Annotated in this window: 8 protein-coding genes; 1 reads left to right on the forward strand and 7 read right to left on the reverse strand. The window is 66.7% G+C overall.

Annotated elements, in window-relative coordinates; all coding sequences use genetic code 11:
* Nucleotides 1-50 precede the first annotated feature (50 nt).
* The 4 genes from ACQ3C8_RS00455 to ACQ3C8_RS00470 all read right to left on the reverse strand — a co-directional run bounded on the left by ACQ3C8_RS00455 (nucleotide 51) and on the right by ACQ3C8_RS00470 (nucleotide 10450).
* The gene (locus tag ACQ3C8_RS00455) at nucleotides 51-974 is read right to left on the reverse strand and encodes a M48 family metallopeptidase (protein ID WP_428852063.1); all 924 of its coding nucleotides are present in this window, start codon (nucleotides 972-974) and stop codon (nucleotides 51-53) included.
* 199 nt (nucleotides 975-1173) lie between these two features.
* The gene (locus ACQ3C8_RS00460) at nucleotides 1174-1683 is read right to left on the reverse strand and encodes a c-type cytochrome (protein WP_428852064.1); all 510 of its coding nucleotides are present in this window, start codon (nucleotides 1681-1683) and stop codon (nucleotides 1174-1176) included.
* Nucleotides 1684-1991: 308 nt separating this feature from the next.
* Nucleotides 1992-4337 carry a penicillin-binding protein 1C gene (gene pbpC, locus ACQ3C8_RS00465; protein ID WP_428852065.1) on the reverse strand — a complete coding sequence of 782 codons (2346 nt, stop codon included), beginning with the start codon at nucleotides 4335-4337 and terminating at the stop codon, nucleotides 1992-1994.
* Between the two features lie 53 nt (nucleotides 4338-4390).
* The gene (locus ACQ3C8_RS00470) at nucleotides 4391-10450 is read right to left on the reverse strand and encodes an MG2 domain-containing protein (RefSeq protein ID WP_428852066.1); all 6060 of its coding nucleotides are present in this window, start codon (nucleotides 10448-10450) and stop codon (nucleotides 4391-4393) included.
* A 244-nt stretch (nucleotides 10451-10694) separates the two neighbouring features.
* On the opposite strand from ACQ3C8_RS00470, the gene ACQ3C8_RS00475 reads away from it, so the two are divergent.
* Nucleotides 10695-11948: a muropeptide transporter gene (locus ACQ3C8_RS00475; RefSeq protein WP_428853099.1), complete on the forward strand. Its 1254-nt coding sequence runs from the start codon at nucleotides 10695-10697 to the stop codon at nucleotides 11946-11948.
* 74 nt (nucleotides 11949-12022) lie between these two features.
* Here ACQ3C8_RS00475 and ACQ3C8_RS00480 read toward each other — a convergent pair whose 3' ends face one another.
* Genes ACQ3C8_RS00480 through ACQ3C8_RS00490 form a run of 3 tightly spaced genes read right to left on the reverse strand, consistent with a single transcriptional unit; the run spans nucleotide 12023 to nucleotide 14813 of the window.
* On the reverse strand, nucleotides 12023-13081 hold the full coding sequence (locus ACQ3C8_RS00480; RefSeq protein WP_428852067.1) for a hypothetical protein: 1059 nt from the start codon (nucleotides 13079-13081) through the stop codon (nucleotides 12023-12025).
* Between the two features lie 27 nt (nucleotides 13082-13108).
* On the reverse strand, nucleotides 13109-13903 hold the full coding sequence (locus ACQ3C8_RS00485; RefSeq protein WP_009520838.1) for an ABC transporter ATP-binding protein: 795 nt from the start codon (nucleotides 13901-13903) through the stop codon (nucleotides 13109-13111).
* Nucleotide 13904: 1 nt separating this feature from the next.
* Nucleotides 13905-14813, reverse strand: a complete 909-nt coding sequence (locus ACQ3C8_RS00490; RefSeq protein WP_428852068.1) for an ABC transporter permease — start codon at nucleotides 14811-14813, stop codon at nucleotides 13905-13907.
* Nucleotides 14814-14944 lie beyond the last annotated feature (131 nt).

The following is a 14944-nucleotide window of genomic DNA, read 5'->3' on the forward strand; positions in this document are numbered from 1 at the left end:
CCAAGCGGCGCCGTCAGCGCCGTCAGCGCCATCTGCGCCATTCAGACCATTCAGCGCCGCAGCGGCGCGCTGCGATTCTGGTCGCCCGCGTCCTGGGGCGCCGGGCCGAGATTGCTCACATTGCTGCGATACGGCGGCAGCTGCGCGACCGACATGCCCTTGGTACGCGCATACAGCGGCAGCACATTGGGAATCTGCCTTTCCAGTTCGGCAATGCGCGAGGTGCCCGAGGGGTGCGTGGACAGGAATTCGATCGGCCCATTGCCGCCGACCGACCCCATCTTCTGCCACAGCGTGATCGAGGCGCGCGGGTCGTAGCCGGCGCGCGCCGCAATATCGAGTCCGACCAGATCGGCCTCGCTTTCGTCGCCGCGCGAGAACTTCAGCGACATCAGCTGCGCACCCACGCCCAGCGCCATGTTGCCGAGGTCGCCGAGGCCAAAAAACTGCGAGAGCAGGCTGGCGCCAGCGTTGGTCAGTTCCGACTTTGCGGCGCGTTCACGCGCATGCTCCTGCAGCGCGTGGGCGATCTCGTGGCCCATTACCATGGCGATTTCATCGTCGGTCAGCTTGAGCTTGTTGATGATGCCGGTGAAGAAGGCAATCTTGCCGCCGGGCATGCAGAACGCGTTGATCTCGTCCGACTTGATCAGGTTCACTTCCCACGGCCATTCGCTGGCGCGCGCGTTCCATTTGGCGGTGTGCGGCAGGATGCGGTTGGCGATGCGCCGCAGGCGCACCAGCTGAGTATCGTTGGTGCCGGCCAGCAGGCCTTTTGCCGCAGCCTCCTGCTTGAGCTGCGCGTACTCCTGCACGGCCTGTTTTTCCAGCGCCTCCGCCGGAATCAGCCGGCTCACCGCCGAGCCGCCAGGACGGACATTCACGCCTTCCTGTGCCAGTGCCGGACTGCCGGCGAACAGCATTCCCGCAGCTATCGCCACGGCAGCCAGCGTGTTGTGCAAACGGTGTGTCATAGGGATGACTCCATGCTCCAGACAAATGCAGGGAATCAGGATACACGACCCATGCTGCAGACAGCGGATCAGGCGGCGTCTTCCTGCGCTTGGCAGGAGACGGCGACGGTCTGTCTGACGCGTCGCGTCTGCCTTGCCGCCTCATCTGGCCGTGGGTCCGCCGCAGTGTACGCGCCGGCACCATTGCTGGCCGGGAAACTCACGGGCTCGGAAACACCACCGCGGGCCCGGCCGGTGCGCTGCCCGGCGGCAGATAGGCCGGCGCCGGCTCGCCCTTGGGGCCGAGCGAGGCGATGTAGCGGTAGATCGCCTTCAGGTCGTCCTGGCGCATGTGGTGCAGGCTGGGCGTGGGCATCGGCGGACGCATCTCCGAGCGCGCCCGGGCCAGCCACTGCTGCTGCGTCATCTGCGACACCAGCAGGCGCAGGTTGCCGGCATACGTGGTGCCCCAAGGGCCGCTGAAGCCGAGCCGGTCGCCGACCAGCCAGTCTTTCTCCGCCACCTTGCCACCCGAAGCGGCGTAGCCGGGCGTATGGCAATCATTGCACCCGGCAATTCGCACCAGATAGCGGCCGCGTTCGATCTGCTTGGCGGCGGACTGCTGCGTGGCAGGCGCAGCCTGTACCAGCGTCGAGACGCATAGCGCTGCAGCGGCAGCAGCCAAAAGGGCGGATCGCATCAGGCCGCCCGTTTCAGAACAGGTTCTCATTGCATGTCTCCCAGGGATGGACCGTCGGGCCGGTCGGCCTGCCAGGTCGGGTTTGGATCAGGATGCAAAAGCGTGACTGACATCGTCTCCCGCGCACGCACCAGCCACGTCGCTGCTGGCAGGAATGAACCGGCCCGGCAGCGGCATGGCGGAGGGTGCGGTCGGAATGGCGATGCCGGTATCTTCATCCTTTATTGCCGCGTCCGGTAGTCCCCTGTTTGGGTGCTGTGGGTCAAGGAAACGGACGAGTATCGAATTCATCACACATGGGATGGTCCACCATGATATGGGCCTCATCCTCAGCGCCCTCACGGCGCACGCAACGTCGCCCCGCGCACCTCGATCTGGCGGCGCGCGAGTACCCGGCCCTGGGCATCGCTGAGCGTGATTTCATGGCGGCCCGGCCATGGCAGCCAGCCGACTTCCGCGCCACGGCCCACGGGCTTGCCGCCGATGGCCCAGCGCAGTGCATGGCCCTGTTGCGCGCTCAGGCCGCCCACCGCCGTGGCGCGCAGCCACACGCGCTGGTTGCGTGGCGGAATGTCCGGGTCGAGCGCCACGATGGTGCCATCGGCCGGCGCAAGGATCGAGGGCGCGGCGCGCGCCGTGGGCGGCGCCGGCGTACCGGGCAGGATGGCCTGCTGTTCCGTGCCCGCCAGGAAGACCTCATCGCGCGCCGGTTCGAGCGGTCCTGCACCCGGCGCAGCTGCCCCGAAATGAATCGCCGTGCGCACGGTCCCGGCTGGCATGGCGGGGGCGTGGCTCGGCGTTTGCGCATGCAAGGCGCTCATCACCTCGTGCCAGATCGGCGCCGCACCATCGATGCCCGACACATCCCACATGCTCGCGCCGCTGGTGTTGCCGATCCACACGCCGACGGTGTAGCGCTGCGACCAGCCGAGGGCCCAGTTGTCGCGCATGTCCTTGCTGGTGCCGGTTTTCACCGCGCTCCAGAAACGCGTGGTGAGCGGGCTGTCGAGTCCGAAGGTGCGCGTGCGCGCGTGGCGGTCGGCGAGGATGTCGGCGACGATCCAGGCCGCGCGTGCGTCGAGCACTTGGTTGCCGGACGCTACGCTACCTGCGCCGGCGCTGGCTGGGCGCGTGCGGCCTGCCGGCCGGGCGGGGGATGCAACGGATGTGCTGGCCATCGTGTGCATCGGCCCGTAACGTCCGCCGTTCGCCAGCGCGCGGTAGGCGTTGGTGAGCGCGCCTAGTGGCACATCAGCACTGCCGAGCGCGAGGCTGTAGCCGTAGTAGTCGCCCGACTCCGGCAGCGGCAGGCCGAGCTGGCGCAGGCGTTGATGAAAGCGGTGCGGCGTCACCATGACGAGCGTGCGCACCGCCGGAATGTTCAGCGACGAACCGAGCGCCGTGCGTGTGCTGACCCAGCCGCTGTAGCGGCGGTCGTAGTTTTGCGGCACATACAGCCCGCCGCCCGTGGGCAGGTTGACCGGCGTGTCGTCGAGCAGCGACGCGGCGGTCAGCCGCCGTTCCTCGATTGCCTGCGCATACAGGAACGGCTTGAGCGTCGAACCGGCCTGCCGCAGCGCCAGCGCGTGATCGACCTGCGCCGCGCCCGACAGCGTGCCCGACGAGCCGACCCACGCCAGGACCTCGCCGCTGGCATTGTCGAGCACCACCACCGCGCCATCCTGCACGTTGCGCTTCGTCAGTGCCTGCAGATGGCGCGCGAGACTTTCCTGTGCGATGCGCTGGAGACGCGCGTCGAGCGTCGACCGCACGGTGGCCGTCAATGGCGGCGCCTCCTGCGCAAGCCGGCGGCCAAGGTGCGGAGCAAGATTGAGTTGCGTACCCAGTGCCGGCGTGCTCGCCGGACGCGCGAACGCCAGTTGCACGAAGCCGTCGAGGCCCCCGCAGGCCTGCGCTTCCTGCATGATCTTGAGGATCGCGCAGGCGCGCTGGGCAACCCGCGCTGCGCCGGCATTCGGGCCGCGCAGCAGCGCCGCCGCCACGGCGGCCTCGCGAGCATCGAGACCGCTCGGATACTTGCCGAACAGCGTATGCGACAACGCCGAGATGCCCACCATCTCGCCCCGGAAGGGCACGAGGTTCAGATACGCCTCGAGGATCTGGTCCTTGCGCCAGTGGCGCTCCAGCGCCGTGGCGTCGATGGCCTGGCCGATCTTCTGGCGCAGGCTGCGGCCGCCGGCGATGGCCTGCAGGTCGCTGTCGAGCAGACCCGCGAGCTGCATCGTCAGCGTCGATGCGCCGCGCGTGCGCGTGTGCCAGAGATTGCCCCAGGCCGCCGCTGCCACGCCGCGCCAGTCGATGCCGCTGTGCGCGTAGAACCGCTTGTCCTCCGATAGCACGATGGCCTCGCGCAGCGCTGGCGACACATCCGCCAGCGCCACCCACTCGCCGCGCCGTGCCGCATAGTCGCGCCGCACGCGCTGCACTGGCTCGCCATGCCGATCGAGGATCGTCACATCGGAGGACAGCCAGGCTGTGCGCACGTGCTCGTAGCGTGGCACGGCGGCGTGGGCGGAACCGGGTAGCGTGCCCAGCGCGAGGCCGATGACCAGCGCGGCGACTGACGCGCTGACCGGTGCGCGTACCGTTGCACCTGCCGTCGCACAAGCCAGTCTGCACACCGACGCAGTCACCCACGTGGCCGCCTGCCTCTTCATCAGCATTCGTCCCCGATCCTCCATCGCCTACGCCGGGCTCCGCATCGTTCGCACCATGCTCACGGCGCCTTCGGCGCCACCGTCATGCGCGCATTCGGAATCTCGCCGTACACGTCCGGCGCATACAGCGCTTCCACGCGCGTCGGCGGCAGCGCAAAGTCGCCCGCGTTGTTGAGGCGCACGGTGTACTCCACGCTGCTGCTGCCCTTCGGCAAGACCTCGTAGTACTCGCGGTAGGCATCCTGCGCGCGCTCGGTGTAGGCCAGCCATGCCGCACCGCTGCGCCGCTCGCCGCTGCTGGCGATGGCCGAGTCGCGGCCCAGCCCGCTGCCGAGGATGGTGGCACCGGCCGGGATCGGATCGCTCACCGCCACCCAGTTCATGTCGGTCTGTGCCTCGATCTCCAGCGTCACGCGTGCGATATCGCCGCGCGTCCATTTGCCCTTCACCGCCTGCTCGACCGGCGCGACCGTGCGGCGGATGCGATAGCCCGCCGCGAACGGCTGCGTGAGCGGCACTGCTGCCAGGCTGCTGACCGTAACCCACGGCTGTCCGCTGCCCTGGTGCGTGATGCGCAGCGGGCCGGATGCGCTGGGTGCGCCCTTCGCCGGCCACGGCAGCGTCAAGGCACCGCGCTGGATCGCCTCGCCGTTGGCGGTCGGCCAGCTCCACGTCTTTTCCGCGCCGGCAAACTGCGCCTGCGTGCTGCCGCCAACCGGCGTGCGCTCGTAGGTCTGCGAGTAGCGTGCAATCGCCAGGCTGCCCCACAGGTTGGCCGTGGTGGTTGACCAAGCGCCGCGCACCTGCCGCGCCAGCAGGCCGGTGGCAAGGCGCGGCACGTCGTCGCGCCAGGCCGACTGGTCGAGCACCAGCGCCAGCAGGCGCGCCGCATTGGTGTCGGCGTTCTGCATCAACCACCACCAGTTGTCGTCGCGCTCGGTCGAGAACGCGAGACGCGTGCCCTGCATCGTCAGGCGGGCGCGCAGGATCTGCTCGGCTTCCTGCTGGCGCTTGGCATGCTGCGGAATGTCGGGCAGGCGCAGCAGCAGCGCGTACCAGTCGAGCACCGCGCTGGTCGGCCAGGTGTTCGGCGCGATGGCGATCGAACCGAGCATGCGCGCCTGCGCTGCGCCGCTGCGCGACAGGGCTTCGAGCGCGGCGAGCTTGCGTACGTCGCGGTCGAGCGCGTTGTCGGCGCGCGGCGACCAGCCATCGCGGCGGATGCGGCCTTCCACGAAGGCGGCAAGCGCCTGCTCCATCTGGCGGCGCGCTTCCTCAGGCAGCTTGAACGGCATGCCGGCGCGCGCGGCTTCATGTGCGGCGGCCAGCAGGTAGGCCGTCAGCACTTCGCTGCCCTGTGCCGGCCCGCCATTCGACGGCGGGAAGTAACTGGCCAGTCCATCGCTGTCGAGATACGCCGGCAACTGTCCGGCCACCGCGTTCCACAGCGTCGCATCGCGCAGGCCGATGGCGCGCGAGGCCTTCTGTTCGAGGCAGGTGAACGGATAGTGGCGAAACCATGTGGTCACGCCCGGCAGGCCATCCGCGAGCTTCGACTGGAAATCGAGCTGCAGTCCGCCGCGCGGCCCGCCATTGGTGTCGGCCAGCGCGTGCGGCGGCATGGCGACCGGCAGTTCCAGCCCCGGCGCGAGCCGTTCGAGCGTGGCCTGCTGCACCGTCACTGGCACGGCGGGCACGATGGTCTGCGTCACCTTGAGCCGGTCCGTCGCGCCGCGTGTCTTGTCGGTGGCGGCGATCTCCCAGTGGATCGTGCCGCTGCGCGTGAAAGCGAGCGCCGCTGGCGCGCTCACCTCCCAGGCGATCTCGCGCGCTTCGCCGGCCGGCACGGCCACGCTCTGCGCCGGCAGTGCATTGTCCACGCCGAGCAGCGTGCCACGCGCCGTGACTTCGACATTCATCGCCTGCTGCGTGGTATTGCGCAGCGTGAACATGGCGCGGTAGCGGTCGTTCTCGCGCACCAGCGGCGGCAGGCCGGAGATCAGCTGCAGGTCCTGCGTGGCGGCGATGCTGGCGGTGCCGGTGCCGAAGCGGTCCACACCCGCATCGGCCACCGCCACGATGGTGAAGCGCGTGAGCGAATCGTTGAGCGGCACATCGAGCGTGGCGCGCCCCTGCGCATCGAGCCGCACGTTCGGTTGCCACAGCAGCAAGGTATCGAACAACTCGCGTGTCGGGTTCTTGCCGCCTCCGCCGCCGGCCGGCACGGCCTTGCGGCCATAGTGGCGGCGGCCGATGATTTCCATCTGCGCGGTGGCAGTGTCCACACCGTAGCTGCGGCGCTGGAACATCGCGTCGAGGAGGTTCCAGCTGCTGTTCGGCATGAGCTCGAGCAGCGCCTGGTCGACGGCGGCGACGGCCACTTCCGCGTTTGCCGCGGGCTTGCCGTCGGGCAGCGTGCCCGTGATGGTCACGCGCGCCGTGCCGCGCACCGGATAGGTGGTCTTGTCCGTGGCGACCTTCACATCGATGCGGTGCGCATCGGTGCCTACGCGAATCTCCGCGAGACCGAGGCGGAACGCCGGCTTGGACAGGTCGACCAACGCCGTGGGCGCGACATACTCGCGCCCCTCGCTGCGGAAGGCGCGGAACCATTCACCCGGCTGGCGCCAGCCCCACGTGAAGAACGAATACCACGGCACCTCGCGCAGCCGGCCGCGCAGCGCCAGCACCGAGACGTAGACGTTCGGCCCCCACTGCGGCTGCACCTTCAGGCGGATGGTCGGATCCTTGCCATTCAGCTCGACCACCTGGGTCTCGATGATGCCCTCGCGCTCCACGGCCACCAGCGCAGTGGCATAGCGGAACGGCATGCGCACCTGGAAGGTCGCGGTCTCGCCCGGCGCGTAGGTCTTTTTCTCGGGCAGCAGGTCGATGCGGTCGTTGTTGCCGCCGCCGAACCATACGTCGCCCTGGCGTGTGACCCACACCGAGGTTGCGGCACGGGCCGTGTTGCCCTTGTCATCCTGCGCGACCACGATCAATTCGATCTCGCCCGGCTCCTTGAGCGTCACGCTGCAGTTCAGCAGGCCCTGTGCATCGGTCTTGCCCTCGCACACCTTGCCGAGGTCGCGCGTCTCCGTGCGGTTGTCGTAGCTGTAGAAGCCGCCTACCAGCCGCTTGCGGTTCGACGTGGTGATGTGCGACACCGCGCGGACTTCCAGCGCGGCATCCTTGCGCGGCTTGCCACTGGTATCGAGCGCCAGCGCCTGTACTGCCAGATCCTGCTGCACCGACACCCAGCGGCTCGCGCGGATGCCCGGAACGATCGCTGCCGGCCACACCGGCACGTTCTGGCGCAGCGTCTGGATTTCGCCATTGGGATCGCTGAAGCTGGCTTCCAGCATCAGCGTGCGCGGCGCCTTCACGGCGGGCAGATCCTTGAGCGTGACCTGGCCTGCGCCGTTGCGGTCGAGCACGAGCTTGAGCTTGTCGGCCACGAGCTGCTGCGTCGGGTCCTGCGCGGGGCTGCTGTCTTCCTCGTCCTCGTCGCCATAGCCCTGGTCCGCGCGGCGCGCTTCCTGCGGTGCGCCGAAGGCAAAGCCATCATAGCCATCGAAACTGGCCGAGCGGTCGCGCAGCACCGCCGACACCTGCACCGGCAACTGCGACGCGCCGCCGCCCGACAGATAGTTAATCTGCACATCGACTGGCGCCTGCTTCGGCGCAATCAAGGCAGCACTCCTGCCGGCCGTGTTTCCGGCGGTCGTGAGCGTACCGCCGAGCACCGGCAGGCGGAATGCTTCCACGCGGAAGGTGCCGCCCTCATAGGTCTGCTCCCCATTCGACAGCGTGACCTCGTACACGCCCAGCTTGGCGGCCGCCGGCAGTTGCAGCGTGTTGTCCGCGCTGCGTCCGCCCGTCGGCGTGCTGCGCCACACCACCGGCTGCTCGAACTTCTGGTTGCTGCCCATGTGGCGCACCACCAGCTTGTCCGGCAGCGTGGTCGGATCCGTCGGCAAGGCGAGTCCGTTGCGGGTTTCCTGACGGATCAGGTGCTTCATCGAGACCGTTTCGCCGGCCCGGAACAGCATGCGGTCGAACACCGTATGCACGCGCTGCGTCGGCTTGGGGTCGTGATCGGTCGGCACATTGAAGCGCCACGCCTCGATGCCGTCGGTCCAGTTCGACATGACAAAGGCCACATCGGCTTTGCCGGCAGCCTGCGGATGTTCCGCGCCGATGCGCGCCGTCACGAAGTAGCCGTCGAGTCCGCTTTCGCGGCACCACCCGCCTTCACCGAGCGCCTTGTCGATGCGCGCGATGCCGTTCTGATCAGTCGTCGCCACGGCCAGCGAGCGGCCGTTGCAGTCAAGCACATGCACGCGCGCATTCGCCACCGGCTTGCCATCGTCGAGCGTGGTCACCCACGCCACTGCATTGTCGCGACCCACCTTGAAGTGCACGCCGAGGTTAGTCACCAGCACGGCGGTGCGCACATACATCGGGGCGGCCTTGCCAAGCAGCGCGCCGCCGAGCCGTGGCGAAGCGACTTCCACCACATGGAAGCCCGGCTCCGGCAGCGGAATGCCGACCACCTCGAAGGGGCGCGGATCCTTGCCGTCGCCCTTCGGCAAGGCGAGTTTCTTCACGCCCTGCACGCGATCGAGCAGCGAGAGGGCGCGCGACTGCAGTTGCGGTTCATTGCGACGGTTGTGCGCGTCGGACGGATCGAGCCCGGCCAGCACGCGCTCCAGTTCGGGCCGCGTCATGCTGCTCTCGTGCAGGCGCTTGACCAGCGCATACCAGCGCAGCATCGCCGCATCGTCATCGACCTGCAGGCGCGCCACCGTGCCGCCTTCCGCGCGCACGCCGCGTACCGCCAGATCCGCCTCGACATTGCGCACCGTCAGCGGCAACAGCGGCGGATAGGCATCGCGTGTGGCGGCGTCGATGCGCCGCGCCGACTTGCGTGGCACGTCGGCAAAGCGCTCGACCACGCCGAACGGTGCCGCCGCAAACTTGGCCAGCGGTGGCAGCGCCGCCGTGGTGGTCTTGAGCGGGAACAGGTCGGCATTGGCTAGTGGGCGGCCGCTGTCGTCCGTCAGGCTGCGCGGCAACTCAAGCGTGTATTCGGCACGTTCCGCGAATGGCGCCGGGAAGGTTATTTCCTGCACGGTATCGCCAGCATCGCGCTCGATGTTGGCCGCGACCTTGCCCGACGATCCGCGCACCTCGAGCTTGCGCGCCACGTCGGTGGCGATGGGCGCGGAGAACGACAGGCGCATCGGCCGCAGCGGCGTGCAGGGTGCCTGCGCATTCTCGCGCTCGCACGAGAAGCTCGCCGTGAACGGCTCGCGCACCGTATAGCTCAGACGGCGCTCGTCACGGCTGGCGAGACCTGAGGGGGTCGCCACGCCATGCCCGATCACCAGCTCCATCTTCGCGCCTGCCGGCAGGCGCTGCTGGCACGCCAGCACGAACACTGTGTTCGCGGCCTGCGCCTCGCGCGTCCAGTGCGTGGCCGCGATGATCGCCTCGCGCTCCTTGCCTTCGATCAGCTTCACCGGCACGCGCTCGCCCAGGCCCTCGGCCTGGCACCAGCTACTGGCACGCACCGAGGCGGGTGTGGCCGCGCCGTTGAAGCGGATGGCGAAGTACGGTTGTTCTTCCACCTCGCCGCCGCCAGGGCGGGCGCTGACCACGATCGGGCCGCCAGTCTGGAAGGTGTAGCGCGTTTGCCCGCTCACCGCCGTGCCGGCCAGATCCTTCAGCCCTGGTGTCAGTGTTACCGCGCATTGCACACCCGGCGGCAGGTCGCGCGCAAAGTCGTACACCCAGCGCTTGTCGTTGATCCAGCGGCCCTGGCCTTCCACGTTCGCCCCCCGGCACGCCACGTCGGCCGGCGCGGCCGCGCGCGCATCGCCAAAGCGCAGCATCGCACTGTCGAAGGTGACGGCCACCTGCCGCACACGCGCGACCTCGCCCTGTGGCGACAGCGTCTGCACGCGCGCTGCCTGCGCCGGGCCGGCCGGCAGCACGGACAGCAATGCCAGCAAGGCAGGCGCGGCATGCCCGCGCACGAAAGATCGGAACAACTGAACAGGAACTGCAGAAAACGTCGAAAGGCTGGAACGGCTCGTGTTGGCTGCACGCGGCATCCGCTTCTCCCGTGGCGGATTCATCCGCCTGATTATGGCGCGCTGACTGTGGCGCTGATGACATCCCATGGGCAATGCCGCCGGATCTCGCCGCATGCGGCGGTCCGTGGTTGTATGGCGGCGCCCGCGTATTATCGCCGCCGCACCATGACACTACAACCGGGATGCCATAATGCGCGGAATCCATGCGCAGAATGCCGCGCCTTCCGCGCGCATTGCCGCATCTTTCCTGTCGCCCGCCGCCATGACCTTCAACGACTATCTCGACATCTTCCGCAATCGCCGCATCGGCGCCATGCTGGCGCTTGGCTTCGCCTCCGGCCTGCCGCTTGCGCTCACCTCCGGCACCCTGCAGGCGTGGATGACCGTAGAAGGGCTCGACATCAAAACCATCGGCTTCTTCTCGCTGGTGGGGCAGGCGTACATCTTCAAATTCCTCTGGGCTCCGCTGATGGACCGCTACACCCCGCCGCTGCTCGGCCGGCGGCGCGGCTGGCTGGTGCTCACGCAGATCGCCCTCGTCGCCGGCATTATCGGCATGGCCTTCAGCCCGCCGCGCGAAGCCCTCTGGCTGCTCGCCGCCATGGCCGTGCTCGTGGCCTTCGCCTCCGCCTCGCAGGACATCGTCTTCGACGCCTACCGCACCGACGTACTGCGCCAGGAAGAACGCGGCGCAGGCGCGGCCATCTCCGTGCTCGGCTACCGGCTCGCCATGCTGGTCTCCGGCGGCCTGGCCCTGTGGCTCGCCGACCGCGTGCTCGGCTGGCAGAACATGTACCTGCTGATGGCCGGGTTGATGGGCGTCGGCATTGTCATGGCTCTCTTCGCGCCAGAGCCCGAGACTGCCGCCCGCCCGCCCCGTAGCCTGCAGGAAGCCGTGGTCGGCCCGCTGCGCGACTTCTTCTCGCGCCACGGCGCATGGCTCCTGCTGCTGCTGATCGTGCTCTACAAACTCGGCGACGCCTTCGCCGGCAGCCTCTCCACCACCTTCCTCATCCGTGGCGTCGGCTTTTCCGCCGGAGAAGTCGGCATCGTCAACAAGACCCTCGGCCTCATCGCCACCATCATCGGCGCACTGTTCGGCGGCATGCTCATGATCCGGCTCGGCCTGTACCGCTCGCTCATGCTGTTCGGCATCCTCCAGGCCGTGTCCAACCTCGGCTACTGGGTCCTCGCCGTCACCCCCAAGGCCCTGTGGACCATGGCCACCGCCATCGGCATCGAAAACCTCTGCGGTGGCATGGGCACCGCCGCCTTCGTCGCGCTGCTCATGGCGCTGTGCAACCGCTCGTTCTCCGCCACGCAGTACGCGCTGCTCTCCGCGCTGGCCGCCATCGGGCGCGTGTACGTGGGACCGACGGCGGGGTATATGGTCGAAGCGTTCGGCTGGGCGCCGTTCTATCTGGCGACAGTGGTGTTTGCGTTGCCGGGGGTGGTGTTGCTGTGGGGGATGCGGGGGACGGTGGGGCGGTATGAGAAGGAGGCGCGGGAAGAGTGACGTTTTGCCATACGTCGCATGAAGAACTGGCATTGAATGGAGTCTGCCCAATCTCTGGTGTGTAATCTGGCGATTTATTGCTTTTTTCCGTTAGGGCGCTCCAACCAAGCCTGGGCCAAAGTCTCGGGAGTGTTATTTTCTCTTAGCACTCGCAAAGCGTTATCTGAATATCTCGGATGCTTTTGGCTACCAAACTCGAACACCATAACGTTCTCGGGAGCATTATCGATGCCAAGAAAGTCTCTTAGTGCTTTACAGCGGCTTGTACTCAAATTGAGCTTGCCGGCAAGGTCCTGCGGGCTAATGTAATATTTCTTGCGCAAATCAACCTCACGAATTGCTGCAGCCGCTTCTGGATCGTCACCTGCAACATACCGCACAGGCGGGCCTTCTTTTTTCGTAAATCGGACCTTCATTGTTGGCCCCTCACCGGCGACGTCACTCGCAAGTGTCATGAGGCGAGGGAATACGTTTTCAATGGCGGTCGCAGATTTTATTGCGCGTTCGATGCGATCAATGTCACGTTCTGATATAGAAACAGTTTCGCTAGCGTGTGCTTCCATTGCAAGGAGCGTGCGTATTCGCGCTCGCGCCTCATCCCGTGCACGCTTCTTCGGAGCTAATAATTCTGAAATCTGTTTGTACTCACGGTCTATCAATAGATCGAAATCGGTAATTGGCTGTGAGGATAATGGCATTACCCTCGTCGGAAGATTGTCAGCTAAGGAATCATCAAAATGCAGTTGCAAGATTTCGTCGACTACCGTGATCAAGGCACGTGCATTCAAATAAAGAGCATCTTCAGCAACGACGATCATCCAATGTTGTGCGGCATCACGCATAGCATTGATCGAACGCACTGAACCAGCTTGCGTTGCTGTAATGTATCCAGAAGCTGTAGCAATGTTGAGCGCCTTGTCTAGGCTGATCGATGTGCCGCGTTCTTTGTCGAATACTGGCTTTGATTTTTGAACCAGAAGTGCCTTCGTGAGTAGCTCACTGCAGTGTTGTAGATGTAAAAGAACAGACTCGGTGCGTCCTTGCTCGTCATAGCCATTAAAAACTTCCAAGCCACGGCGAAGTGAGGCGATTGCTTTCAGTTTTAGTGTGCGAGCATCGCGCTTTAGCTTCATAGCATGATTTTCGGTGCAAGTTATCCCTCAGCCCAACAACAACGCATCATCCGCCACCTTCTCCCCGCGCGTCTTCTCGAACATCATCAGCAGGTCCGGCACATCCAGCCCGGCGCGCTCTTCGCCGGATACATCCAGCACCACCTGTCCCTGATGCAGCATCACCGTGCGCGAGCCGTAGTCGAGGGCCTGGCGCATGCTGTGGGTGACCATCATGGTGGTGAGCTTGTTCTCCTCGACGATCTTGGCCGTGAGTTCAAGGACGAAGGCGGCGGTCTTGGGGTCGAGGGCGGCGGTGTGTTCGTCGAGCAGGAGGATGTTGGACGGTTGCAGGGACGCCATGAGCAGGCTCACGGCCTGGCGCTGGCCGCCGGAAAGGAGGCCGATGCGGTCGGTGAGGCGGTTTTCGAGGCCGAGGTTGAGGATGGCGAGTTTTTCGCGGAACAGCTCGCGGTTGCTGCGGTTGAGCGCCATGCGGAAGCCGCGCTTGCGGCCGCGGGCCATGGCGAGGGCCATGTTTTCTTCGATGGTGAGGGCTTCGCAGGTGCCGGCCATCGGGTCCTGGAAGACGCGGGCGACGAGGTCGGCGCGTTGCCAGGCGTGCTTGGCGGAGACGTCGGTACCATTGATCTCGATGGTGCCGGAATCAACCAGCAGATCGCCGGAGACGGCATTCAGGAAGGTCGATTTACCGGCGCCATTGGAGCCGATAACGCTGACGAACTGGCCGGTGGGAATGTCGAGGCTCAAGCCGCGCAGGGCGCGGTTCTCGATGGGCGTGCCGGCGTTGAAGGTAATGTGCAGGTTCTGGGCGCGCAGCATGTCAGGCTCCCTTCTTGGCGTTGCCGCGTGACCCGCCGCGCAGCTTGCGGCGCAGCATCGGCAGCACCAGGGCGATGGTCACCAGCGAGGCGGCGACGAGGTTCAGGTCTTGCGACTTCAGGCCGATCAGGTCGCTGTTGAGGGCGAGGGCGATGAAGAAGCGGTAGAGGATGGCGCCGATGATGACGGCGAGCGTGACCCATACGAGGCGGCGCGCCGGGATGATGGTTTCGCCGATGATCACGGCGGCGAGCCCGATGACGATGGTGCCGATGCCCATGGAGATGTCGGCGCCGCCCTGGCTCTGCGCGAACAGCGCGCCGGCCAGTGCGACGAGCGCGTTGGAGAGCGCCAGGCCGACGAGCGTGGCGCGGCCGGTGGGCACGCCCTGGGCGCGGGCCATGCGGGCGTTGGCGCCGGTGGCGCGCATGGCGAGGCCGGATTCGGAGGCGAAGTAGCGGTCGAGCAGCAGCTTGACGATGATGACGATGACGAGCAGCACCAGCGGGCGCTCGATGTAGTCGGGCATCATCTCCGGTAGCAGCATGGTGAAGATGGTCGGCTCGGTGATGAGCGGGACGTTGGGTTTGTCCATGATGCGCAGATTGATGGAGTACAGCGCGGTCATGAGCAGGATGCCGGCGAGCAGGTCCATGATCTTGAGGCGCACGTTGAACCAGCCGGTGAGCGCGCCGGCCACCGCGCCTGCGGCGATGGCGGCGGCGGTGGAAATGAACGGGTCGATGCCGTGGGCGATCATGGTGGCGGCCACGGCGCCGCCGAGCGGGAAGCTGCCGTCGACGGTGAGATCGGGGAAGTTGAGGATGCGAAAGGAAATCAGCACCCCGAGCGCAACGAGCGCGAAGATCAGGCCGATCTCCACCGCGCCAAGCATGGAATACATTGTCATGACATCTGACCTGTTCTGTGTGGGTCTGCGGGGCGCGCCTGATGCGCCTGGCATGCGCCGCATGGAAGGCAAACGGGCCGCTGGTCAGCCGGCCCGTTTGCTTGCGCCTGCGCGTTGCCGCCCAGAAAATG

Origin of the sequence: Imbroritus primus (assembly GCF_964332355.1) — a bacterium.
Lineage (GTDB): Bacteria > Pseudomonadota > Gammaproteobacteria > Burkholderiales > Burkholderiaceae > Imbroritus > Imbroritus primus.